Source organism: Mesorhizobium sp. M0808 (assembly GCF_040320025.1).
Taxonomy (GTDB): domain Bacteria; phylum Pseudomonadota; class Alphaproteobacteria; order Rhizobiales; family Rhizobiaceae; genus Mesorhizobium.
Genome location: NZ_JAMYOX010000001.1, coordinates 452,398 through 474,166 on the forward strand (window position 1 = coordinate 452,398; position 21,769 = coordinate 474,166).

Consider the following 21,769-nt stretch of genomic DNA (forward strand, 5'->3'; position numbering starts at 1 on the left):
ATCGCAGCGGCGCTCCAATGTCACGGCATGGATCCCAGGGTCTCCGCGACGTCGCTTAGCTCCTGCTCCGCCCTGGGATGACGAAGGATGGCAGGTCACGCCGCTCAATCGTCGGTGGCCGGCGTCAATTCGAGTTCGGCCGGCGACAGGCCCTGCTGCAGCTGGCTGAGCCGGAATTCGTCGACCCAATAGGCCTCGCCGTCGACCAGCACGCGCGCGCTGTAGCTGCCGGCCGAAAAACGCTGCGCAGTGATGTACACCTTGTGGCGGTCGAGCGCGTTCCGCACCGCGGCGCGCTTGGATTTCTGACTGGCGACGGAACTGGCCATGCTGGTTACTCACGCACAAGCCGCAAGGCGGCGTGCCTTAAGGATGGCCGAGAGCGGCTCGGCTGTCAATTTGGCGGCCGCACTGAGCCCTCGCGCGGTGGCGCCTCCCGCTCTGTGGAAATCGAGCCGGTGCGCTATATTGCCCTGGCGGCTTGGAACGCGATGCTGATCCGGAGAGCTTCACATGACATTGACGATGCGCAAACTCGGCAGCCAGGGGCTGCAAGTCTCGGCAATCGGTCTCGGCTGCATGGGCATGAGCCAGTCCTACGGCCCGGCCGACGAGGCGGAATCGACCGCCACGCTGCACCGCGCCATCGAACTCGGCTGCACCTTCCTCGACACTGCGGAAGTCTACGGGCCGTTCACCAACGAGGAACTGCTCGGCCGCGCGCTGAAGGGCCGGCGCGATGAGGTGACGATCGCGACGAAATTCGGCTTCCGCATACAAAACGGCAAGCAAGTCGGCACCGAGCGCGACAGCCGGCCCGAACATATCCGCGAGGCTTTGGAAGGTTCGCTGAGGAGGCTCGCCACCGACCACGTCGACCTCCTCTATCAGCACCGCGTCGATCCGGCGGTGCCGATCGAGGATGTGGCGGGCGCTGTCGGCGAGCTGATCGCTCAGGGCAAGGTCCGCTTCTTCGGCCTCTCTGAAGCCGGGGCCGCCAATATCCGCCGGGCGCATGCCGTGCATCCGGTGTCGGCCGTGCAGAGCGAATATTCGCTGTGGGAGCGCAATCTGGAGCCGGAAATCATTACGCTGCTGAAGGAGCTCGGCATCGGCCTGGTGCCGTTCTCGCCGCTCGGCCGCGGTTTTCTCACCGGCGATGTCAGGCGCGCCGAAGACTATCCGGAGGGCGATTACCGGCGCGGCGATCCGCGCTACCAGGGCGCCAACTATGACGCCAACATGCAGGCGGCGGCCACGGTACTCGACATCGCCGCGGCGAAGCCCGTCAAGCCAGGTCAGATCGCGCTGGCCTGGCTGCTCCACAAGGGGAGCGACTTCGGCATCGACATCGTCCCGATCCCCGGCACCAAGCGCAGAAAATACCTCGAGGAGAACGTCGCCGCGGCTTCGATCAGGCTGGACCCAGCCGAGATGCAAGTGCTCGACGACGCGCTGGCGCCGGGAAAGGTCGCCGGGCCGCGCTACGGCGAGCGCACCATGGTGATGATCGATCGGTAGGTCTTGCCTGCTCCCGTTCTTGCGCAAAGCTCCGGCCTTGGCTAGCATCCGCCGGCAGGCACCGAGCGGAGGAGAACGTCGCGGTGGACCGGCTGGAGCGCCGTGCGTCCCTTCAAAGCGAGTTGGGCGCTCAAAGGACACTCCATTTTTGAATCGACGCAAGGAACCTTCCGGAAAACCCATTCCGGTTTCGGGGTCATGCGCTCATCTGGGAGGAGACTAAATTGATCAACAGACGTGAATTCCTGCTGTCGTCGGCGGCGATGGGCGCCTTGGCGCTGGCCGCTCCGCGACTGGCTTTTGCCCAGGACAAGCTGACCATCCTTGGTTCGGTGCCGAGCCTCGGCTTTCCGTTCTTCGTGCACATGCTGAACCAGATCAAAGCTGAGGCCCAGGCGCAAGGCGTCAACCTGATCGAGAGCGACGGCCAGAATTCGGCGCCCAAGCAGACCGCCGATATCGAAGCGGCGCTGGTGCAGAAGGTCAACGCCATCGTCATCTCGCCGCTCGACGTCAACGCGCTGGCCCCAGCCATCGAGGAAGCGGTCAAGGCCGGCGTTCCCGTCGTCACCATCGACCGCCGCGTCGAAGGCGTCGAAGGCATCCTCGCCCATGTCGGCGCCGACAACGTCAAGGGCGGCGAGGCCGAAGCACAGGCCATGGTGGCGGCGTTCCCGAACGGCGCCAAGATCTTCCATCTGCAGGGCCAGCCCGGTGCCGGCCCGGCGATCGACCGCAACAAGGGTGTGCACAACGTCCTCGATCCGATGAAGGACAAGTACCAGATCATCTTCGAGCAGACCGCCAACTTCGCCCGCGCCGAGGCGCTGTCCGTCACCGAGGCCGGCCTTGCCGCCAACGGCAAGCCCGACGCGATCATCTGCGCCAACGACGACATGGCGCTTGGCGCGGTCGAAGCCTGCGCGGCGCGCAACTTCACCGACGTCAAGATCTACGGCTTCGACGCGCTTCCCGAAGCGCTGGTCGCCGTGCGCGACGGCAAGCTGGCCGGAACGGTCGAGCAATTCCCCGGCGAACAATCGCGCACCGCCGTGCAGATCGCGGTCGCCTACGCCAGGGACAAGACCGAGCCGAAGGAAAAGCTGGTGCTTTTGACGCCGATCGTCATCGGCAAGGACAATCTCGACAAGGCGGAGAGGCTGGGCGAGACGAAGTAAGGTTGCACAAAGGGCGCGCAGCGGCAAAAGTAGCATTCTGTCGCGCCCCCCTCTGCCCTGCCGGGCATCTCCCCCACTTGGGGGAAGATCGGGAGCTTCGCCGATGGCGCCTTTTCTGCAACGCAGGAAGATTGGCGAAAGCCGAGGTGACATCCAATCTCCCCCCTCGTGGGGGAGATGTCCGGTAGGACAGAGGGGGGGCGCTGTCCCGCCGGCAATCGCAATCCAGGAGCAAACTTTGCCCAAGGCAGCCGCCATCGCGCCCTCTCCCGCCCTGCTCACCGTCGAGGGCGTGACCAAGCGCTTTGCCGGCGTCACCGCGCTGAACGACGTTTCGCTCGAAGTCCGCCCCGGCGAGATCCTCGGCCTGCTCGGCGAGAACGGAGCCGGCAAATCGACGCTGCTCAAGATCCTGTCCGGCGTGATGCCGCCGTCCAGCGGCCGCATCGTCTTCGATGGGGTCGAATTCAGCCCGCACAATCCGCAGGATGCCAAGCGCCACGGCATCGTAACAATCTACCAGGAACTGAGCCTGATCCCGACGCTGACCGTGGCGGAGAATATCTTCATCGGCCGCGCACCGCTCGGCCGGTTCGGGCTGGTCAGTTGGCGGAAGATGGTGGAAGACTCACGCGCGATCATCGCTCGCGTCGGCCTCGACCTCGACCCGGCGACGCCGGTGTCGGCGCTGTCGGTGGCCGAGCAGCAGCTGGTCGAGATCGCCCGTGCGCTATCGCTGAAGAGCCGCTTGATCATCATGGACGAGCCGACCTCGGCGCTGACCGAAACCGAAGTGCACAGGCTGATGTCGATCATGGGCCGGCTGCGCAAGCATGGCGTCGCCATCATGTTCGTCACCCACCGGCTGGAGGAGGCCTCGGCGATCTGCGACCGCATGACGGTGCTGCGCGACGGCAGGCTGGCCGGCCATCTCGACCGCGAAGGCGGGCCGATCAAACTGCCGAAGATCATCGAGAAGATGGTCGGCCGCGCCGCTTCCGAGCTCTATGCCAGGCCGACGCAGCGCGACGTCGCCGGCGACGTCCGGCTCTCGGTGCGCGGCCTGCGCACGGTGCGCGATCCGCAGGCGCCGCACGCCATCGTGCTCGAAGGCGTCGATCTCGACCTCAAGGCGGGCGAAATCCTCGGCGTCGCCGGGCTCGTCGGCTCCGGCCGCACCGAGCTCGCCCGCGCCATCTTCGGCGCCGACCGCATTGCAGCCGGCACCATCATGCTCGACGGCAAGCCGATCGCGCCCGCCTCACCCGCCGACGCCATCGAGCTCGGCATCGGGCTGGTTCCGGAAGACCGCAAGCACCAGGCAATCTTCGCAGCACTCGCCATCCTCACCAATTTCTCGATCGCCGCGCTCGACCGCTACTCCAATGTCGGCTTCATGGCCGAGCGGCGAGAGCGCGAGGCGTTGGCGAACTATAGGAAGACGCTGTCGATCCGCATGGCCTCGCCCGAGCAGGCGATCGAGGGACTGTCCGGTGGCAACCAGCAGAAGGTCATCCTTGCCCGCTGGCTGGCACGCGATCCCAAGGTGCTGATCGTCGATGAACCGACGCGTGGTGTCGATGTCGGCGCCAAGGCGGAGGTGCACCAGATCCTGGTAGAGCTCGCGGCGCGCGGCATCGCCATCATGATGATCTCGTCCGAGCTGCCCGAAGTGCTTGCGGTGTCGGACAGGATCGTCACCATGCGGCGCGGGCGCATCACCGGCGAGATGCCTGGCATCGAGGCGACCGAGGAGAAACTGATGGAACTGATGGCGCTCGACCAGAAGCAGGAAGCAACGCAATGACCAGCACGACCGAACGGAGCCAGCGCCGCGGCGTCAATATTGCGCGCCTGCTGATGAGCTTCGGCCCGCTGATGTTCCTGGCGTTGCTGATTGTCGTCTTCACCGTGCTGAAGCCGAGCTTCATCGACCCGATCAACCTGTTCAACATCATGCGCCAGATCTCGATCACCGGGCTGATCGCGCTCGGCATGACCTTCGTCATCCTGACGGCCGGTATCGATCTGTCGGTCGGCTCGCTGCTCGCCTTCTGCGGCATGGTCGCGGCGGTGGTGGCCAAAGGCGGCACCGCCAACACACTGTCGCTGTCGACGTCTGGCACGCAAGGCTACGGCTGGTTCGCCGCCCTTCTCGCCGCCGTCGTCGTCGGCGCCATGGCCGGCGGCGTCCAGGGTTTTGCCATCACCAGGCTGAAAGTGCCGCCCTTCGTCGTCACGCTCGGCGGCCTCACCGTGTTTCGCGGCCTGACCTTGACGATTTCCAATGGCGGCCCGATCTCCGGCTTCGACGCCTCGATGCGCTGGTTCGGTACCGGCCTGATCGGCCCGGTGCCGGTGCCGGCGATCATCTTCGCGATTGCCGCGATCCTTTGCCATATCGTGCTGCGCTACACACGTTACGGCCGCGCGGTCTATGCCGTCGGCGGCAATGCCGAGGCGGCACGGCTCTCCGGCCTGCGTGTCGACCGCATCCTGATCTCGGTCTACATCATCGTCGGCTTCTTCGCCGGCCTTGCCGCCTTCGTTTTGTCGGCGCGGCTCAACTCCTCCGAAGCCGTCGCCGGCATCGGCTACGAGTTGACGGTGATCTCGGCGGTCGTTATCGGCGGCACCTCGCTGTTCGGCGGCATCGGCAGCGTCGGCGGCACGGTGGTCGGTGCAGGACTGATCGGCGTCTTGCAGAACGGGCTGCAGTTCAACAACGTCTCGTCCTACACGCAAAGCATCGTCATCGGCCTGATCCTCATCCTCGCGGTGGCCTTCGATCGCTGGCTGAAATCGCGGGTGAGGCGGTGATACAGGTGCCATACCTATCCAGGTCGGCGGGCCAGCACCCCCCCTCTGTCCTGCCGGACATCTCCCCCTCAAGGGGGGAGATTGGACGTCGCTCCAGCTTTCGCCAATCTCTAAAGAAGGGAGAACTTTCGGCGAAGCTGCCAATCTCCCCCCTTGAGGGGGAGATGTCCGGCAGGACAGAGGGGGTGTTCAAGCGCAGCATAGAGAAGATGGGCAAGTTTCGCGCTGAGGAATAGAAGTAGTGAATCACTATCCCGTACCTCCCCGTAACCGCGGCAATGCGCGCAAGATGCGCAAGGCCATGACGGCTGCCGAGCTGAAGCTCTGGAATGAGGTCCGGGCGCATCGACTCATGGGGCTGGCATTTCGGCGGCAGATGCCAATTGCAGGCCATATTGTCGATTTTGCCTGCCCGGACAAAAAGCTGATTGTCGAACTGGATGGCTCCCAGCATGCCCGGGCCGATGCCTCAATATGGGACGCTACCAGAAGCGCACGGCTTGAAGCGCTGGACTGGACTATCCTGCGGTTCTGGAACGACGACGTCATTCGCGATATCGATAATGTCTGCCAGCACATAGTCATGGTGGCCGGCGCGGATGTGCGCTGAACTCAGCCGTGCAGGGTCGGCGGGACAGCACCTCTCTGTCTTGCCGGACATCTCCGCTCAAAAGGGGCAGGTTTCTGAGGCGAGGTGCCAATGACCCAGATAAGAACCATGACCGAACAGGACGTTCCGGCGGTGTCGCGGCTGCTTGGAGGGTCCTGGCGCTACACCTATTCGCCGATCCTGGGTGCCGAGACCACGGCGCGGCTGTCGGATGAGAGGCACGCGCCGGAGCGGCTGGCGGCCGAGCTCAGGGACGACAGCAAGATGTCCTTCGTCGCCGAGCGGGCTGACGGCTCGCTCGCCGGTTATGCGATGGCCGCGATGGACGACAAAGGCGAGGTCATGCTCGAGCGGCTCCATATAGACAAAAGCGAGTACGGCACCGGCCTTGCCGCCGACCTGCTGCATGCCGTTCTTGCCGCGCATGCGGGTATTCCCAGCATCGCCCTGGAAGTGATCGAGGGCAACGACCGCGCAATCGCCTTCTATCGCAAGCACGGCTTCGAGGTCGTCGAGCGCCGGCCGGCTGCACACGGCGTGGGCGGCCACGCCTCGCTGATCATGCGCCGGCTGCTACCACGGGCTTAGCAAGCGAAAGCGGCTGAGCGCGTAATCTCCCCCCTTGAGGGGGAGATGTCCGGCAGGACAGAGGGGGGCGCCTCGCGTGAAGCGCCAACCTTCTCTTTCGTCCCACAGGGCGTCGCGCCAGGACGTACCGACCCTCTCTGTCGCCTTCGGCGACATCTCTCCCTCAAGGGGGAGATTGGCGACTTCTCCGACCGCTCAGACCGGCGTTAACGCGCTGTGCGCGCGTTGCCCAGTCGGCAACCGTCGCGCCAGCAACGCTCTCGCCGGCAACCATCCCGCTCGTCTGCGGCGCAAGCAGGTCGTTGCGGCGGGCGAGGGCGACGAAGGCGGACACGGTCCATCTGCCGTTTCGAAGTCGCGCTTTGGAAGCCTGGCCTTAGAAGTCCATGCCGCCACCGCCGGGCATCGGAGGCATGGGCGTTTCCTTCTTCGGCTTCTCGGCCACCATCGCCTCGGTCGTCACCAGCAGGCCGGCAACAGAGGCGGCACCCTGCAGGGCAGTGCGTACGACCTTGGCCGGGTCGATGACGCCTTGACTGTAGAGGTCGCCGAACTCGTTGGTCTGCGCGTTCCAGCCATAGCCGAAATCGGCCGTCTCGCGCAGCTTGCCGACGATGATCGAACCTTCGGCGCCGGCATTTTCGGCGATCTGGCGCACCGGGGCCTCGATCGCGCGACGCACGATCTCGACGCCGGTCTTCTGGTCCGGATTGTCGACCTCGATATTGTCGAGCGCCTTCGCCGCCCTCAGCAGCGCCACGCCACCGCCGGGCAGGATACCTTCCTCGACCGCCGCGCGTGTGGCGTGCATTGCATCGTCGACGCGATCCTTGCGCTCCTTGACCTCGATTTCGGTCGAGCCGCCGACACGGATGACGGCGACACCGCCTGCGAGCTTGGCCAACCGCTCCTGCAGCTTCTCGCGGTCGTAGTCGGAGGTGGTTTCCTCGACCTGCGCCTTGATCTGGCTGACGCGCGCCTGGATTTCATCCTTGCGGCCGGCGCCGTCGACGATGGTGGTGTTTTCCTTCTCGATCAGCACCTTCTTGGCGCGGCCGAGCATCTCCAGTGTGACGTTCTCGAGCTTGATGCCGAGGTCTTCCGAGATCGCCGTGCCGCCGGTCAGGATGGCAATGTCTTCGAGCATGGCCTTGCGGCGGTCACCAAAACCCGGCGCCTTGACAGCTGCAACCTTCAGGCCACCGCGCAGCTTGTTGACGACAAGCGTCGCCAGCGCCTCGCCTTCGACGTCCTCGGCAATGATCAGCAGCGGCTTGCCGGATTGCACGGCGGCTTCGAGCACGGGAAGCATGGCCTGGAGGTTGGAGAGCTTCTTCTCGTGGATCAGCACATAGGGTTCTTCGAGTTCGACGCGCATCTTGTCCTGGTTGGTGATGAAATAAGGCGAGAGATAGCCACGGTCGAATTGCATGCCTTCGACCACTTCCAACTCGGTCTCGGCGGTCTTGGCTTCTTCGACAGTGATGACGCCCTCATTGCCAACCCTTTCCATCGCCTCGGCGAGGAAGCGGCCGATCTCGGCATCGCCATTGGCAGAGACGGCGCCGACCTGGGCGATTTCGTCGTTCCTGGTCACCTTGCGGGCATTGGATTTCAGGTCGGCGACGACGGCGTCGACCGCCTTGTCGATGCCGCGTTTCAGGTCCATCGGGTTCATGCCGGCAGCGACGGCCTTGGCCCCTTCCCTGACGATGGCCTGAGCAAGAATCGTCGCGGTCGTGGTGCCGTCGCCGGCGGTATCGCTGGTCTTCGAGGCGACCTCGCGCACCATCTGCGCGCCCATGTTCTCGAACTTGTCCTCAAGCTCGATCTCTTTCGCCACCGTCACGCCGTCCTTGGTGATGCGCGGCGCGCCGAACGATTTGTCCAAGACAACGTTGCGGCCCTTGGGACCGAGCGTCACCTTCACCGCATTGGCAAGGATATCGACGCCGCGCAACATCTTCTCGCGGGCTTCGGTATGAAATTTCACATCTTTGGCAGCCATTGGAACACTCCTCGATAGGCAGCTTTTCGTTGACTGGAATGCTTGTTCAGGCCCCGCTCAGGCAGCCTTCCTCATTTCGCCCGTGGCTTCGATCACGCCCAGCACGTCGCTCTCTTTCATGATGAGCAGATCCTCGCCATTGAGTTTGATCTCGGTGCCGGACCATTTGCCGAACAAAATGCGGTCGCCGACCTTGACGTCGAGCGGCTGCAACTGGCCGCTGTCGTCGCGCGCGCCGGGGCCGGCGGCAATGACCTCGCCCTCCTGCGGGTTCTCCTTGGCGGTGTCGGGGATGATGATGCCGCCCGCTGTCTTTTCGTCGACCTCGATGCGGCGGACTAGGATGCGGTCATGCAATGGACGGAACGCCATGTCGTTCTCCTCTCGGGACAAACAGATTTTCGAACATCCTCCTGACCGGACCGGCAATATCGGCCCGGCACGGGGTGCGCGACCCCTTCATCAGGCATCGCGCGCATACGAACTAGTCGCGCTTTTTTCAGCTTTCAAGAGGATAATGCAAAAATTTTAGCACTCGACGCCTGAGAGTGCCAATACGCTGTAATTGTTCGCACATTCGCCGTTTCCGGCGCGATGACCCGGCCGGATTTCCAAATCTGTCCGTCTCCTGAGCCGCTTGCGGCGGCTGGAACCTATGTGGAAGGCGAGGCGTTTTGCAGACCGAGGTTCATTGGGAAAGGAAGGATTGCATGACCAGCAGGGACTTTCAGCTCCAGATGCAAGGGTTTGGCCTCACCACGGCGGAGATCCACTACCGTCTGCCCGACCATCGAAGCCTGCTTCAGCTCTATATCTGGCAGGAATACGATATCGCCCCTGATTTCCCGACGCTGAAGCATTTCCTCGATTTCTGGGAGCGCGAGATCGAAGGCCCGCTGCATTCGGTGCGCGTCGCCCATCATCACCTGATCCAGCCCTCCGAATGGCGGGCCGTAAACGGCATTATTACCGTCCACTGAGGAGCAACCCGATCAGCCGCTAGACAGCGGACAAAGTCTCCGAAGCGGGGGAGAGAGGTAGCTAACTCTCCCCCACTTGTTTTGGGTCTCACAATGTCGGAGGGGTCCGGGCTAGCCGGCGTGGTCGACAGGCTTGCGGGCCGATGCGAGCAATCCAGCCTTGCGCGCCGCCCTGACGAAGGCCTTGCGCGCATCACGCGCGGTGCGCCAGCCGTCGAGCGCGTCGCGGCAGGTCCGATAGGCGGCGCGCCAACTCCGGCCGCGTGCACGGTCCGGCCACTGCTGGCGCATGCATTCGATAGCTTCCCAACTGCTGGCGACCTTGCGCTCGCTGGATTGGAATTTCAACGTGATTGGCTCGGCAAAGCGGACGTCGTCCATCACTTCCTCCTTGTTTTCTGATCGTCTTCTTGTTTGAGCAAGCAACGTTATGCTGGCAGGCACCGGCGGCCGGCCGGCGCCGCTGAAGGACATGGTTCGTCTCTCTGCGCGGTTCAAGAGCATCGCGGCAACAGCCGGTTATTCCTCCTCGTCGGGCCCTTGCAGCAGTTCGATCAGCGTCGCTACTCTTGCCGTCGGCAGCGGTCGGCCCTCGTTCACCAACGCCTCGTCGGCGGCGATCCAGGCCAGGGCCTCGCGCAATTCCTGGACCGTCCCGTCCGTCGCCGCAATGTCGGCGATCACGGCTTCGTCGACCGGGCCCAGCACAGAAATGATCTCGTCGCGTGTCATGGTCAGCTCCATCTGCGAGTGCCGGGAACGGGCCCGGCAACACAAGAAATCTGGGTCTTGACCTGCTGCTGACAATAACCGGCCGGGGAAGTCAGCGTTGGCGATTGAAACCAAACAGGCAATCTCCTGCCGGACATCTCGCCGCAAAAAGGGGGATTGGCAGCCTCGCCGAGCCGACCGAAAACCGGCCCGAAAAACCGGCAAAGCGAAAGCCACCGGGTCTTGACTTGCGGCGGACAATAACCAGATCGAAGGCACCGGTCGCCGAAATGGGGCCGGCGAAGCCAGGGAGCGCCAGCTCTTTGGCGCTCCTCGTATCTATGTTGCTCGATGGAGGATGTAGCTATGAGAACCGCATTCGACTTTTCCCCGCTCTATCGGTCGAGCATCGGCTTCGACCGCGTCTTCAACCTGCTGGAAAATGCGCCGCAGGCTTTCGACGCCTGGCCGCCCTATGACATCGCGCGCAGCGGCGAGAACAACTACCGCATCACTATCGCCGTAGCCGGGTTTTCCGAGGACGACCTCGAAATCACCCATGAACCCAACCTCCTGATTGTCTCCGGCCAGCACAAGGAGCCGGACAACGCGGAGTATCTGCATCATGGCCTCGCCACACGGCCCTTTACCCGCCGTTTCGAGCTTGCCGATCACGTCAAGGTCGCAGGCGCCTCGCTCGACAACGGCCTGCTCAGCATCGATCTGGTACGTGAGGTGCCCGAGGAGATGAAGCCTCGGCGCATCGCCATCGCGACCGATGTCGCCTCGCCGAAGACCGGGCCGAAGGTCGCGCAGGTCGAGCAGGCTGCCTGAATGCACCAGTCGAGAAAGGAGACTATGCAATGGCTATTCGTGATCTCATTCCCTGGGGCCGGGAGAACAATCAGGCCCCAGCCTGTTCCGTGACGCCGATCGCGATCCCTTCCTGACGCTGCATCGCGAAATGAACCGCCTGTTCGACGAGGCGTTCCGCGGCTTCGACACGCGGCTGCCGTCGCTCGGTGGCCTCTCCGCGGCCAGCGCCAGCTGGCCCAGTATCGACATCGCCGATGGCGAAAAGGAGATCCGCGTCACCGCCGAGATCCCCGGCATGGACGCGAAAGATGTCGAGCTGCTGCTCGATGACGGCGTGCTGACGCTGCGCGGCGAGAAGCGCGAAGAGACCGAGGACAAGGACAGGCAGTTCTCCGAACGCTTCTATGGCCGTTTCGAGCGGCGTATCCCGCTCGGCTACGAAGTCGACGAAAACAAGGTGAACGCCGCGTTCCGGAACGGTGTGCTCAGCGTGACGCTGCCCAAGACGGAGCGCGCCCAGGCAAAGGCCAAGCGTATCGCCATCAGCGGCGGCGACGGCAAGACCTGACAGCTCGCAGGACGACGCCCCCTTCTGCCTGCCGGTTCCGGCGGGCAGAAGCGGGCAAATGTCGATGACCCGTTCTCCCGACGCTCCGGTTCCGCCTGACCAGGCGCAGCACGCCCTGCAGTGCCTGACGACCGAGCATTTCGTGCTGCAAAACGCTCGCGCCGCGACCATTCAGGAAGCGAACCAGCGAGCCGATCTGTTCCTGACCTCGGTCTCGAGCGCAACGATTGCCTTGTCCTTCGTCGCGCAGGTCACGGAGATGGGCAGGCCGTTCATCCTGTTCAGCCTGATCTTGCTGCCTTGCCTGTTCTTCATCGGCCTGGTCACCTTCGTACGCGCTGTGCAGGTTGCCATCGAGGACATGGTGCATGCCCGCGGCATGGCCCGGATCCGCCACTATTTCGTCGAGCTGGCGCCCGTGCTGCAAAAATACCTTGTCAATTCCACGCATGACGACCCCTCGGCGGTGCTGGTCGACAAGGGCCTCAGACCCTCGCCGCTGCAATATTTCATGACCACCGCGGGGATGGTGGGCACGATCAATGGCGCCATTGCCGGCGTCTTCACCGGCATCGTTGTAAAGTCTGCTTTCGGCGGGGGCATGACGCCCGGCGTGATTTGCGGGCTGCTGGTCTTCGCCGCATGCATTCTCATCCTGCGGCGTTACCATAGTCGCGCCTGGGCGGCGGCCGAACAAAGTTTGCCCGCACTGTTCCCGGGCGACACGGTCAAAGCGAGGACATAGCCGTCCGGCAAGTTTGCGGAAAGTAGTGGGCGCCGCCCTTGCGTCTTGCGCGCCAATTGACCATCCTCGCCAACATCAATTTGCACCGCGGCCGGGGGGTTCGCATATGCCAACGCTTTATGCGCTGAAACCGGCCTTCCAGGCCAGGTTGCGGCCGCTTGCCGACGGACTGGCCAGAGCCGGCATCACCGCCAACCAGATCACGTTGCTGGCCGCTGCCCTCTCGCTCGCCACCGGCCTTGTGGTGGCAGCCCTTGCCGGCCACCGCGTGGTCTTTCTGCTGATGCCGCTCGTGCTGTTTACGCGAATGGCGCTGAATGCGATCGACGGTATGCTCGCGAGGGAACATGGCCAGGCCTCGAAGCTCGGCATGTATCTCAACGAGCTCTGCGATGTTGTCTCCGATCTCGCTTTGATCCTGGCCTTTGCCGTCATTTTTCCTGCCTGGGGCGTCGTTGCATTTGCGATCGCGGCTATGATCACGGAGTTCGCCGGCGTGCTCGGCATCGCCGCAGGAACCGGGCGCAACTATGCCGGCCCGTTCGGCAAAAGCGACCGGGCGCTGGCGCTCGGCATCCTCGCCGTGCTTATCGCGTCCGGCCTGTGGGTCCCGGCGCTCACGCCGCTCGTGTTTCCGGCCATGGCTACACTCTCGCTGGCGACCGCCATCAACCGGATACACAGCGGCCTTAACGGGAGCGGCAGCTGAATTCCGGTCTCGCCAGGGAGAACAACATGCTTCACCAACAGACGGTTGCGGCAGTGGCTTCAGCCAACATCGAGCGGGTGGCGCAGGAGCGCAGCTTCAAGAGCCATGACGGCACCGAGATCTTTTACCGCTGTTGGCCGGCGCTGTCGGAACACCGCAAGGGTGCCATCCTGCTGTTCCATCGCGGCCACGAGCATGGCGGCCGCATGGCGCATCTGGTCGACGAGCTTGAGATGCCCGACCACGCGTTCTATGCCTGGGATGCGCGCGGCAATGGCCGCTCCGCCGGCGAACGCGGCTATGCGCCGTCGTTTGCGACGCTGGTGCGCGACATCGATTGTTTCGTGCGCGAGATTGGCAGCGACGGCTTTGCCCGGCGCGACATCGCGCTGATCGCGCAATCCTTCGGCGCCGTGCTTGCCGCCGCCTGGGTGCACGATTACGCGCCCGACATTCGCGCCCTGGTGCTGGCCTCGCCGGCCTTCTCGGTCAAGCTCTACGTGCCCTTCGCGAAGCAAGGCATTGCGTTGTGGCAGAAGCTGAAGGGCCGCTTCTTCGTCAATTCCTACGTCAAGGCGAAATTCCTGACGCATGACCCCGAGCGCATCGCCTCCTTCGACGCCGACCCGCTGATCACCCGGCCGATCGCCTCCAACATCCTGGTCGAGCTCTACGACCATGCCGCGCGCATCGTCGCCGACGCCCGCGCCATCACCGTGCCGACACAGCTTCTGATCTCCGGCAGCGACTGGGTGGTGCGCCATGGACCGCAGCACGAGTTTTTCGTCAATCTGGCGAGCCCGGCCAAGGAGCGGCATATTTTGCCCGGCTTCTTTCACGACACGCTGGGCGAGCGCGACCGCCACAAGGCACTCGACCTGATCAGGCCTTTCCTCGAAAGGCAGTTCACAGCGCCGGAAAAGCCGGTCGACCTGACCGAGGCCGACCGTGCCGGCTACACACGCGACGAGGCCGACCGGCTGGCCTCGCCGCTGCCGCTGCTGTCTCCCAGGGGGCTCTACTGGACAATCAGCCGCGCTTCGATCCGCATGGGCGCCTGGCTGTCGTCCGGCATGAAGACGGGGATTGCCACCGGCTTCGATTCCGGCTCGACGCTCGACTATGTCTATGAGAACGAGGCGCGCGGCATCAGCCCCATTGGCCGCATGATCGACCGCACCTTTCTCGATGCCATCGGCTGGCGCGGCATCCGCCAGCGCAAGCTGCATCTGGAAGAGCTGATCGGCAGCGCCGCCGCCTCGCTCAAGGCCGCCGGCCGGCCGGTCCATATCGTCGATATCGCCGCCGGCCATGGCCGCTATGTGCTCGATGCCGTGCAGAAAGGCGCCGCGCCGCCGGCAAGCGTGCGGCTGCAGGATTTCTCCGAGCTCAACGTCTCGCTCGGCCGCAAGCTGATCGCCGAGCGCAAGCTGCCGGCGAGCGTCACTTTCCATCAAGGTGACGCCTTCGACGCCACGATGCTGGCCGGGCTCGACCCGGCGCCGGATCTCGCCATCGTCTCGGGGCTCTACGAATTGTTTTCCGACAATGCCATGATCGCCCGCTCGCTCGGTGGACTGGCCAGCGCCATGCAGCCCGGAAGCCTGCTCGTCTACACCAACCAGCCTTGGCATCCGCAGCTCGAGATGATCGCGCGCAGCCTGACCTCGCACCGCGGCGGCCAGGCCTGGGTGATGCGCCGCCGCACGCAGACCGAGATGGACCAGTTGGTGGCGGCCGCCGGCTTCGAGAAGCTCGACCAGCGCATCGACCAGTGGGGCATCTTCACCGTTTCGGTCGCGCGGCGCGTCTGAACATGGACTTGCCTGCCTCTGCCTTACCTCGCGATGCCCCTGCCCTTCCGGCCTTGCCGCACGAGCCGTATCCCGGGATAGTCCTGCGCGCCGCGCTGTGGCTGGCATTTCTGGCGCCGTTCTTCTACGCCACCTACGGCTTCGCCAACTGGCTGGCGTCGCGGCGCGACGACCTCGGCAGCATCGTGTTCGGCTGGGAGCATGGCGTCGCGTTCCTTGCCTGGACGATCGTGCCCTACTGGTCGATCAACCTGTTCTATGGCTTGTCGTTGCTGTTGAACAGTTCGAAGAGCGGCGTCGACCGCCTTGCCGGCCGCTATCTGACGGCACAGATCGTCGCCGTCGCCTGCTTCATCCTGTTCCCGCTGACTGCGACGTTCGTGCGCCCGCAGACGAGCGGCCTGCCCGGCTTCATGTTCGCCGTGCTCGGCGGCTTCGACAAACCCTTCAACCAGGCGCCGTCGCTGCATATTGCGCTGCTGGTCATCATCTGGGACCATTGGCGTCACCGATTGACCGGCATCGCCGGCGTCGCCTGGCATGTCTGGTGTTTCCTGATCGGCGCCTCGGTGCTGACGACGTGGCAGCACCATTTCATCGACATTCCGACCGGCGCGCTGCTCGGCCTTTTCGCGCTGTGGCTGTTTTCGCGCGACGGCGAGCTGCCGTTCGCCGGCTTCCGCCTGAGCACTGATCCGAAGGCGCGGCTTCTGGCGCTGTTCTATGCGCTCGGCGCAAGCCTTGCGCTGGCCGGCGCCGCTGCCGGCGCATTGGTCTCGGCGCTGTGGCTCATCCTGTTGTGGCCGGCACTGGCGCTGGCCATAGTCGCTTTCGCCTATGCCGGCGCCGGCGCCAAGGTGTTCCAGAAAACAGCCGATGGCCGCGTGTCGCTGGCCAGCCGTCTTCTGCTGTGGCCCTACCGGGTTGCCGCCAAGGTCAATGTGTGGGCATGGACGCGAAAGCTTCCGGCGCAGATCGTCATTGCCGACGGTGTTTCCCTTGGCCGTTTTCCGACCGCCGCCGAGGCCGACGCCTTCGGCACGGTGATCGACCTTGCCGGCGAATTGGAAAGGCCGCGCGGCGCCTCGATCCGCTGGTTGAGCCTGCCCATGGTCGACCTTTTGCCGCCGTCTCGCGAGGCGCGTGCGCAAGCGGTGGCGGCGATCGAGACGGCGCAGAGCAAGGGCACGGTGCTGGTCTGCTGTGCGCTCGGCTTCCAGCGCAGCGCCGCCGTCGTCGCCGAATGGCTGGTCGCCAGCGGCCGGGCCGCCACGCCGGATCAGGCGCGAGGCCAGCTCGCCGCTGCCGGCCGGCCTGTGCATCTTGGCATGGACGCGCCGACATGACCGCCTTTCGAGACAAGGCCGAGACGTTCGCCGCCGGACTGATGGTGCAGGTTGCGTGGCCGCTGCTGTTGATTGCTGCTGCCTTGCTGGCGGCGCCGGTCATCGGCCTGGCGGCTGCGCCGCAAACATCGTCGCTGTCCGCGGCGGCCTGGCTGATCGCCGCCGCGGGTGCCATAGCCACAATTATTCTCTCGGCCCTGCTTTTGTTCGACGCGCTGCTGTTCCGGCTGATGGCCAGCCACGCCAGCGAAGCAGGCGGCGGTGCGGCGATCGACGACGTGCTGGCGCGCATGCGGCTGAAACCCACGGCGGCCGGTGGCCGCTCGCTCGACCAGCGGATGGCCGGCACGCGCCGTCTGCTCGCCAAGCAGCGTATCGCCTTCAGCCTGTTCGCGGCGGCCTCGGTCGTCGCGGCATTCTTTTGAGCCCGTCCATGACAAAGCTTCGCGTCAGCACCTATACCCTGCTGCAGACGGTGACCTCGGTCGGCCTGTCAGCACTGGCCTGGGTAGTCACCGGAGTGCGGCCGATCTGGAACGGCAGCCAGCCATCGGACCGGCAGCGCATCTACTTCGCCAACCATGCCAGCCACGGCGATTTCATCCTGCTGTCGGCCTGCCTCAGCGAGAAGGAGCGCGCCCGTACCCATGCGGTGGCGGCCGCCGATTATTGGAGCAAGACGCGGCTGCGCCGTTTCATTGCCGAGGACATGCTGTCTTCCGTGCTGATCCACCGGCAGTGGACGGATGAAACGCAGCACCCGATCTCGATCATGCTGTCGGTGCTCGACCAGGGCCATTCGCTGATCTTGTTTCCCGAAGGCACGCGCAACATGACCGACGAACCGCTCCTGCCGTTCCGTTCCGGCCTCTACAATCTGTCGATGGCGCGGCCCGATGTCGAACTCATCCCGTGCTGGATCGAGAACATGTCGCGGGTGCTGCCCAAGGGGCAATTCGTGCCGGTGCCGCTGCTTTGCCGTGTCGTCTTCGGCGCACCGATCGCCATTCAACCGGGTGAGGAACGCCGCGCCTTTCTCGACCGCGCCCGCGAAACGCTGCTGGCGCTCAACCCCCGGCCGCAGCGAGACGATTGAGGACCAAGGCAAAATGCTGCCGATGATGCACGAAACCCTCATTCTGATTGTCGGCCTGCTGGCGGTGCTGATCAGCGCCAGCGTCGTCGCCGGCGTCTTGTCATGGCGCGCGCCAAAGCCGTTGTCGCCGACGCTGGTCAACCTCACCCAGCGCATCAATGCCTGGTGGGTGATGGTGGTGGCGATCACCGTTGCCTTCTTCTTCGGCCGCCCCGGCATGACCATCCTGTTCGCGCTGATTTCGTTCGCCGCGTTGCGCGAATTCGTGACGCTGACGCACAGCCGCCGCAGCGACCACTGGGTGCTGCTCGGCATGTTCGGCATCGTCATCCCGTTCCAGTACTGGTTGGTGTGGACCGCCTGGTACGGCCTGTTCACCATCTTCATCCCGGTCTACTGCTTCCTGCTGATGCCGGCGATCACCGCGCTGCACGGCGACACCGAACGCTTTCTCGAGCGCGTCTCGGCGCAGCAATGGGCGGTCATGATTTCGGTCTACTGCGTCAGCCACGTGCCGGCGCTGCTGACGCTCGAGGTGCCAGGCTTCGAAGGCCGCAACCTGTTGCTGATCGCTTTCCTGATCATCACCGTGCAAGGCAGCGACGTGCTGCAATATATTTTCGGCAAGCTGTTCGGCCGGCATCTCCTGGCGACGACGGTCTCGCCGTCGAAGACTTGGGAGGGGCTGGTCGGCGGGCTGGCGGCATCGAGCCTGCTCGGCGCGCTGCTGTCGTTCCTGACGCCGTTCTCGCCGCTGCAGGCAGCCGGCGTCGCCTTCATCGCCTGCCTGATGGGCTTCCTTGGCGGGCTGGTCGCCTCCGCCATCAAGCGCGATCAAGGCGTCAAGGACTGGGGCCATCTGATCGAAGGCCATGGCGGCATGATGGACCGTGCCGACAGCCTGGTCTTCGCCGCCCCGGTCTTCTTCCATACGGTGCGCTATTTCTGGACTGTATGAAGGTTGGCGCCGTTTGCCGCGGCGGACGGTTCAGCGCGACCTTGCGAAGATAACCTGATCCGTTTCGTTGTTACCACTTTCGCGAAAGCGGTAATAACCCGACCTGCCGCAGTCTTCGCCGCGCTCATTTTGCCGCGGCGAGCGGCTCTTTCTTGCGCGCCGGCGTCAGGCGGCGCATGCGGCGTTTGGCGGTGGTCTTCAGCGCCACCGGCGCAGCGCTGGACAACGCACCGAGCACCGCGCCTACCATGCCATGTGCGACGAAATCGGCGTTGATCTCGTTGGCCAATCTGGCATCTGCCTCCTGGTTGTCGCTGTCGGCTTCCGACCACAACACGATGCCCACTCGCAACCTTGGTTTGGCGCGTTTCAGCCGACGGACCAGGAACCGCCCGTGCTTGACGGAATCCCGGTTCAAAAATCCGACGACGACAGTATCGACGGCGTCGAGCTCAAGGCGGCGAATGCTCCCCGGTTCCATCTCGGCGAAGCTCGCTCTCAACACCGTAGCGCCCTGGACTTCGAGCACCTGCGCCAGCATGGCGGCAGCCGCGTCGTCGAGTTCGCCGCGCCCTCCGGCGCACAGCACCGACATGCCCGTGCCATCCGGCAGTTCGGTGTCTTCCTCGCCCTGAACCTCCCCCTGAACGTGCTTGTCCTCGCGTGAGCCGTGGTCCTCGGCCGCGGCCGTGTCGTCCGCTTCCGCCTCCTCCTGCGCGCTGTCGTCGAGGTTCGCCACCATCGTCAGCGCGCTGCCCGCGACCTGCTGTCTTTGCTCATCGCTCAACACACCGCGCACCCGGTCCTGCTCGCCGAGCAGAAGTGCGGGAATCGCGACCTTGTCGTAGAACTCGACCAGATATTCTTCCTCCAGCATCTCCTCGGCATGGTCCGTCGCTTCCTCGGGATCGCCGGCCAACAGCCGCTGGTAAAGCCGGGCGTGCGGTTCGAGCACGGGTTCGTTGCCGAACAGAACGTCGAGGAATTCGAACTGCGGCACATGGCGGCCGAGCACGACGAGGCAGACCGTGAGCGGCGTCGACAGAACCAGGCCCAATGGCCCCCAAAGCCAGGTCCAGAAGATCGCCGCAACGATGATGGCCAATGGCGACAGCCCGGTGCGCGAGCCGTAGAGCCAAGGTTCGATCACGTTGCCGGTGATCAGTTCCACCACGACGAAAAGCCCTGCAGTCCAGAGCACGAGCGACCAGCCGGGCGCCACGGCCAGCGCCAGGAACAGAGGCAACAGCGTCGCTATGACCGGGCCGATATAGGGAACGAAGCGCAGCGCCAGCGCCAGCAAGCCCCACAGCAATGGATTGGGTATGCCCAGCAGCCAAAGTCCGATTGCAATTGGGACGGCATAGACGATGTTCACGACCAGTTGCATGAGCAGATAGCGGCCGACGCGCTTGCCGGCATCCTGCAGCGCCTCGGTGGTTCGATGCAGATCGCCATAGCCGACGAGGCGTATGAAGCGATCGCGCAGGTCCTCCCGCTCGAGCAGCATGAATATGACGACCACGACGATCAGTCCGGCCGATGCCAGCGGGCTCAGCAGCGGGCCGATCAGATTCTGGAGAACCTCGAGCGGTCGTTCGCGCGCGACGATTTCGACCGGGATCGGTTCCCGCGGAGGCTGATCGGCGGCGGGTTGTGCGGGCTCGGGTCTGTCGAGCTCCTGGCCGACGCGTTCAATCACCCGGCTCAATCTGGAAACGATGCCGCCGCCGACGCCGGTTTCCTTGAGCGACCGGACCTTGGTCAGGATATTCGCCTGGTAAAGCGGAATGTTCTGCGCCAGTTCACTGACCTGCGTGGCGACGATGAAGGAGAACAGAGCCAGCACCGTGAATGCGCCGAGCACACTGGCGATCACGGCAGGAAGACGCGGAATGCCGGCTCGCTTGAGTGCCGACACCATGGGCACGAGCGCAAAGGTAAGCAGCAGCGCGATTGCGATCGGCAGAAAGACCTCGCGCCCGAAATAGAGCGCCGCGACGGCCGTCACGACCGACGCTACGCTGGGCAACGATGTGCGCGGAAGCGCCCTGGCCGCGGAAACAATGCCCGCCCGCCGGGGCTCCGACAGGTGCGCGTCGTTTCGACGATTTGCCGCCACTTGATACCTCCGCCCCGCCGTCGCCATGATCGGGCATATTGAGCCGGCGTGCAACTTCGCAGCGTCTCACCCAGCTGGACGCCGATTGCCCTGGTCGGCAGCGCGGCAAATTCAGTCATGGTAGAATTTTTTGCATTAATGACGTCACGGGCAATCCTGTTCCATGTCTGCGCCAGAACGTGGAACTTTTGGGTCAAAACACCGTTCCTTCGTAGATCGCTGATGGACAACCTCAAAGCAGCAGCTCAGGAGGAATGATCATGAACATCAAGACGCTTTGCATGGGCGCGATGGCGCTTTCGATGATGACCGGCGCAGCGCTTGCCGCCGGTGCCACTGGCACTTCGGCGCTCGACGATCCGCAGAAAATGAACCCCTTCTTCACCGACGCCGGCATGAAGACCATGAAGTCGGAAGCCGAATTCAAGGCGGCATGGATGGCCATGTCCACGAGCGACCGGGCCATGATGTTGAAGGAATGCAGCGACGCAGGCATTGCCACGATGCATGCCGACTTCTGCAAGATGGCCAACCAGCTCGGTGGCGCCAACAAGTGATCGTTGCCAATTGAAATAACGCACCAAGCGAAAGGGCGGGCAGGTCTGTCACTGCGACCTTCCTGTCCGCACGGGCGGGCGCTCATCTATTTGAACTCGTGCCGGAATATCCGCGTAAAAGGCCACGACTTCGATTGCCGTGGCGCCATTGGCATGGCTTGGCCGGAGCGCATGTCGCGAAGCGGCAATGCCACTACCGCCCAGGGGGTCCCAGTCTGCTCACAATCCGGGTTTTCCGGTCGGCCGTCCGCCTGGCATTAGCGGTCGGCACGCTTGGTTACCGGCACGCTGCCCCCGGCACGCTTGACCTCGCCGCCAACCGTGGGATAGGCCGGGTAATGAGCCAACCACCTCCGCACCGGAGTCCCACGAAAGACCTGCCATGACCGACGCGATCATAAGAGACAGCAATGGCGCTGCACGAGGGCGACTCCGTGACCCTGATCAAGGATCTCAAGGTCAAAGGCACGTCGGAGACGATCAAGCGCGGCACGCTGGTGAAGAATATTCGCCTCACCGGCAATCCCGGCGAGATCGAATGCAGCACCAGGCAGGTGAAGGGCCTGGTGCTGAAGACCGAGTTTTTGAAAAAGGCGTGATCGCCTCGGCACCCTTCGCTTCG

Annotated in this window: 22 protein-coding genes and 2 pseudogenes; 18 read left to right on the forward strand and 6 right to left on the reverse strand. The window is 64.2% G+C overall.

Annotation, left to right across the window (positions count from 1 at the left end):
• Positions 1 to 104 precede the first annotated feature (104 nt).
• Entirely contained in the window at positions 105 to 329 is a 225-nt protein-coding gene (locus NKI25_RS02355; protein WP_023675682.1) for a hypothetical protein, read from the reverse strand.
• A 184-nt stretch (positions 330 to 513) separates the two neighbouring features.
• Between NKI25_RS02355 and NKI25_RS02360 the strand changes: the two genes are divergently transcribed.
• The 6 genes from NKI25_RS02360 (at position 514) to NKI25_RS02385 (ending at position 6,717) form a co-directional block, all read left to right on the forward strand.
• On the forward strand, positions 514 to 1,521 hold the full coding sequence (locus NKI25_RS02360; protein WP_352998045.1) for an aldo/keto reductase: 1,008 nt from the start codon (positions 514 to 516) through the stop codon (positions 1,519 to 1,521).
• 227 nt (positions 1,522 to 1,748) lie between these two features.
• Positions 1,749 to 2,699 carry a substrate-binding domain-containing protein gene (locus NKI25_RS02365; protein ID WP_352998142.1) on the forward strand — a complete coding sequence of 317 codons (951 nt, stop codon included), beginning with the start codon at positions 1,749 to 1,751 and terminating at the stop codon, positions 2,697 to 2,699.
• A gap of 238 nt (positions 2,700 to 2,937) precedes the next feature.
• Positions 2,938 to 4,506 (forward strand): sugar ABC transporter ATP-binding protein, encoded by a 1,569-nt coding sequence (locus tag NKI25_RS02370; RefSeq protein ID WP_352721519.1) that lies wholly within the window; start codon positions 2,938 to 2,940, stop codon positions 4,504 to 4,506.
• Positions 4,503 to 5,519, forward strand: a complete 1,017-nt coding sequence (locus tag NKI25_RS02375) for an ABC transporter permease (RefSeq protein ID WP_352586997.1) — start codon at positions 4,503 to 4,505, stop codon at positions 5,517 to 5,519. The genes NKI25_RS02370 and NKI25_RS02375 overlap by 4 nt, the downstream gene beginning before the upstream one ends.
• A 241-nt stretch (positions 5,520 to 5,760) precedes the next feature.
• A complete protein-coding gene (locus NKI25_RS02380) occupies positions 5,761 to 6,129 on the forward strand; it encodes an endonuclease domain-containing protein (protein ID WP_352571365.1) in 369 nt (122 codons plus the stop codon).
• Positions 6,130 to 6,219: 90 nt separating this feature from the next.
• Complete coding sequence (locus NKI25_RS02385) at positions 6,220 to 6,717, forward strand: GNAT family N-acetyltransferase (RefSeq protein ID WP_352571366.1); 498 nt, start codon at positions 6,220 to 6,222, stop codon at positions 6,715 to 6,717.
• 376 nt (positions 6,718 to 7,093) lie between these two features.
• Here NKI25_RS02385 and groL read toward each other — a convergent pair whose 3' ends face one another.
• Together groL and NKI25_RS02395 are read right to left on the reverse strand one after the other, a co-directional pair.
• Entirely contained in the window at positions 7,094 to 8,725 is a 1,632-nt protein-coding gene (gene groL / locus NKI25_RS02390; protein WP_352569187.1) for a chaperonin GroEL, read from the reverse strand.
• A gap of 57 nt (positions 8,726 to 8,782) precedes the next feature.
• The gene (locus tag NKI25_RS02395) at positions 8,783 to 9,097 is read right to left on the reverse strand and encodes a co-chaperone GroES (protein WP_352998048.1); all 315 of its coding nucleotides are present in this window, start codon (positions 9,095 to 9,097) and stop codon (positions 8,783 to 8,785) included.
• Positions 9,098 to 9,435: 338 nt separating this feature from the next.
• Between NKI25_RS02395 and NKI25_RS02400 the strand changes: the two genes are divergently transcribed.
• Positions 9,436 to 9,705: an usg protein gene (locus NKI25_RS02400; RefSeq protein ID WP_023718102.1), complete on the forward strand. Its 270-nt coding sequence runs from the start codon at positions 9,436 to 9,438 to the stop codon at positions 9,703 to 9,705.
• A gap of 111 nt (positions 9,706 to 9,816) precedes the next feature.
• Here the strand turns inward: NKI25_RS02400 and NKI25_RS02405 are convergent, their stop codons facing one another.
• Together NKI25_RS02405 and NKI25_RS02410 are read right to left on the reverse strand one after the other, a co-directional pair.
• Positions 9,817 to 10,086 (reverse strand): DUF982 domain-containing protein, encoded by a 270-nt coding sequence (locus NKI25_RS02405; RefSeq protein ID WP_352569186.1) that lies wholly within the window; start codon positions 10,084 to 10,086, stop codon positions 9,817 to 9,819.
• Between the two features lie 138 nt (positions 10,087 to 10,224).
• Positions 10,225 to 10,437, reverse strand: a complete 213-nt coding sequence (locus NKI25_RS02410; protein WP_245274651.1) for a hypothetical protein — start codon at positions 10,435 to 10,437, stop codon at positions 10,225 to 10,227.
• 345 nt (positions 10,438 to 10,782) lie between these two features.
• Here NKI25_RS02410 and NKI25_RS02415 point away from each other — a divergent pair, with 345 nt between their 5' ends.
• The 9 genes and pseudogenes from NKI25_RS02415 to NKI25_RS02455 all read left to right on the forward strand — a co-directional run bounded on the left by NKI25_RS02415 (position 10,783) and on the right by NKI25_RS02455 (position 18,468).
• Positions 10,783 to 11,250, forward strand: a complete 468-nt coding sequence (locus NKI25_RS02415; protein WP_352569185.1) for an Hsp20 family protein — start codon at positions 10,783 to 10,785, stop codon at positions 11,248 to 11,250.
• A 29-nt stretch (positions 11,251 to 11,279) separates the two neighbouring features.
• Positions 11,280 to 11,800: pseudogene (locus NKI25_RS02420) on the forward strand (Hsp20/alpha crystallin family protein).
• Between the two features lie 64 nt (positions 11,801 to 11,864).
• Positions 11,865 to 12,545, forward strand: a complete 681-nt coding sequence (locus NKI25_RS02425) for a hypothetical protein (RefSeq protein WP_031211478.1) — start codon at positions 11,865 to 11,867, stop codon at positions 12,543 to 12,545.
• Between the two features lie 106 nt (positions 12,546 to 12,651).
• The gene (locus NKI25_RS02430; protein WP_023675668.1) at positions 12,652 to 13,254 is read left to right on the forward strand and encodes a CDP-alcohol phosphatidyltransferase family protein; all 603 of its coding nucleotides are present in this window, start codon (positions 12,652 to 12,654) and stop codon (positions 13,252 to 13,254) included.
• 26 nt (positions 13,255 to 13,280) lie between these two features.
• A complete protein-coding gene (locus NKI25_RS02435; protein WP_023675667.1) occupies positions 13,281 to 15,068 on the forward strand; it encodes a bifunctional alpha/beta hydrolase/class I SAM-dependent methyltransferase in 1,788 nt (595 codons plus the stop codon).
• A gap of 2 nt (positions 15,069 to 15,070) precedes the next feature.
• Entirely contained in the window at positions 15,071 to 16,414 is a 1,344-nt protein-coding gene (locus tag NKI25_RS02440) for a phosphatase PAP2/dual specificity phosphatase family protein (protein WP_352587009.1), read from the forward strand.
• On the forward strand, positions 16,411 to 16,839 hold the full coding sequence (locus tag NKI25_RS02445) for a hypothetical protein (protein WP_352617063.1): 429 nt from the start codon (positions 16,411 to 16,413) through the stop codon (positions 16,837 to 16,839). The genes NKI25_RS02440 and NKI25_RS02445 overlap by 4 nt, the downstream gene beginning before the upstream one ends.
• Positions 16,840 to 16,847: 8 nt before the next feature.
• Positions 16,848 to 17,510: a lysophospholipid acyltransferase family protein gene (locus tag NKI25_RS02450; RefSeq protein WP_031211476.1), complete on the forward strand. Its 663-nt coding sequence runs from the start codon at positions 16,848 to 16,850 to the stop codon at positions 17,508 to 17,510.
• 22 nt (positions 17,511 to 17,532) lie between these two features.
• A complete protein-coding gene (locus tag NKI25_RS02455) occupies positions 17,533 to 18,468 on the forward strand; it encodes a phosphatidate cytidylyltransferase (protein WP_352998144.1) in 936 nt (311 codons plus the stop codon).
• A gap of 124 nt (positions 18,469 to 18,592) precedes the next feature.
• On the opposite strand, the gene NKI25_RS02460 is transcribed toward NKI25_RS02455, so the two are convergent.
• Positions 18,593 to 20,590, reverse strand: a complete 1,998-nt coding sequence (locus NKI25_RS02460; protein WP_023675662.1) for an AI-2E family transporter — start codon at positions 20,588 to 20,590, stop codon at positions 18,593 to 18,595.
• Positions 20,591 to 20,850: 260 nt separating this feature from the next.
• On the opposite strand from NKI25_RS02460, the gene NKI25_RS02465 reads away from it, so the two are divergent.
• A complete protein-coding gene (locus NKI25_RS02465; protein ID WP_023675661.1) occupies positions 20,851 to 21,147 on the forward strand; it encodes a hypothetical protein in 297 nt (98 codons plus the stop codon).
• A gap of 382 nt (positions 21,148 to 21,529) precedes the next feature.
• Positions 21,530 to 21,746: pseudogene (locus NKI25_RS02470) on the forward strand (alkylphosphonate utilization protein).
• The last annotated feature ends 23 nt before the right edge of the window (positions 21,747 to 21,769 follow it).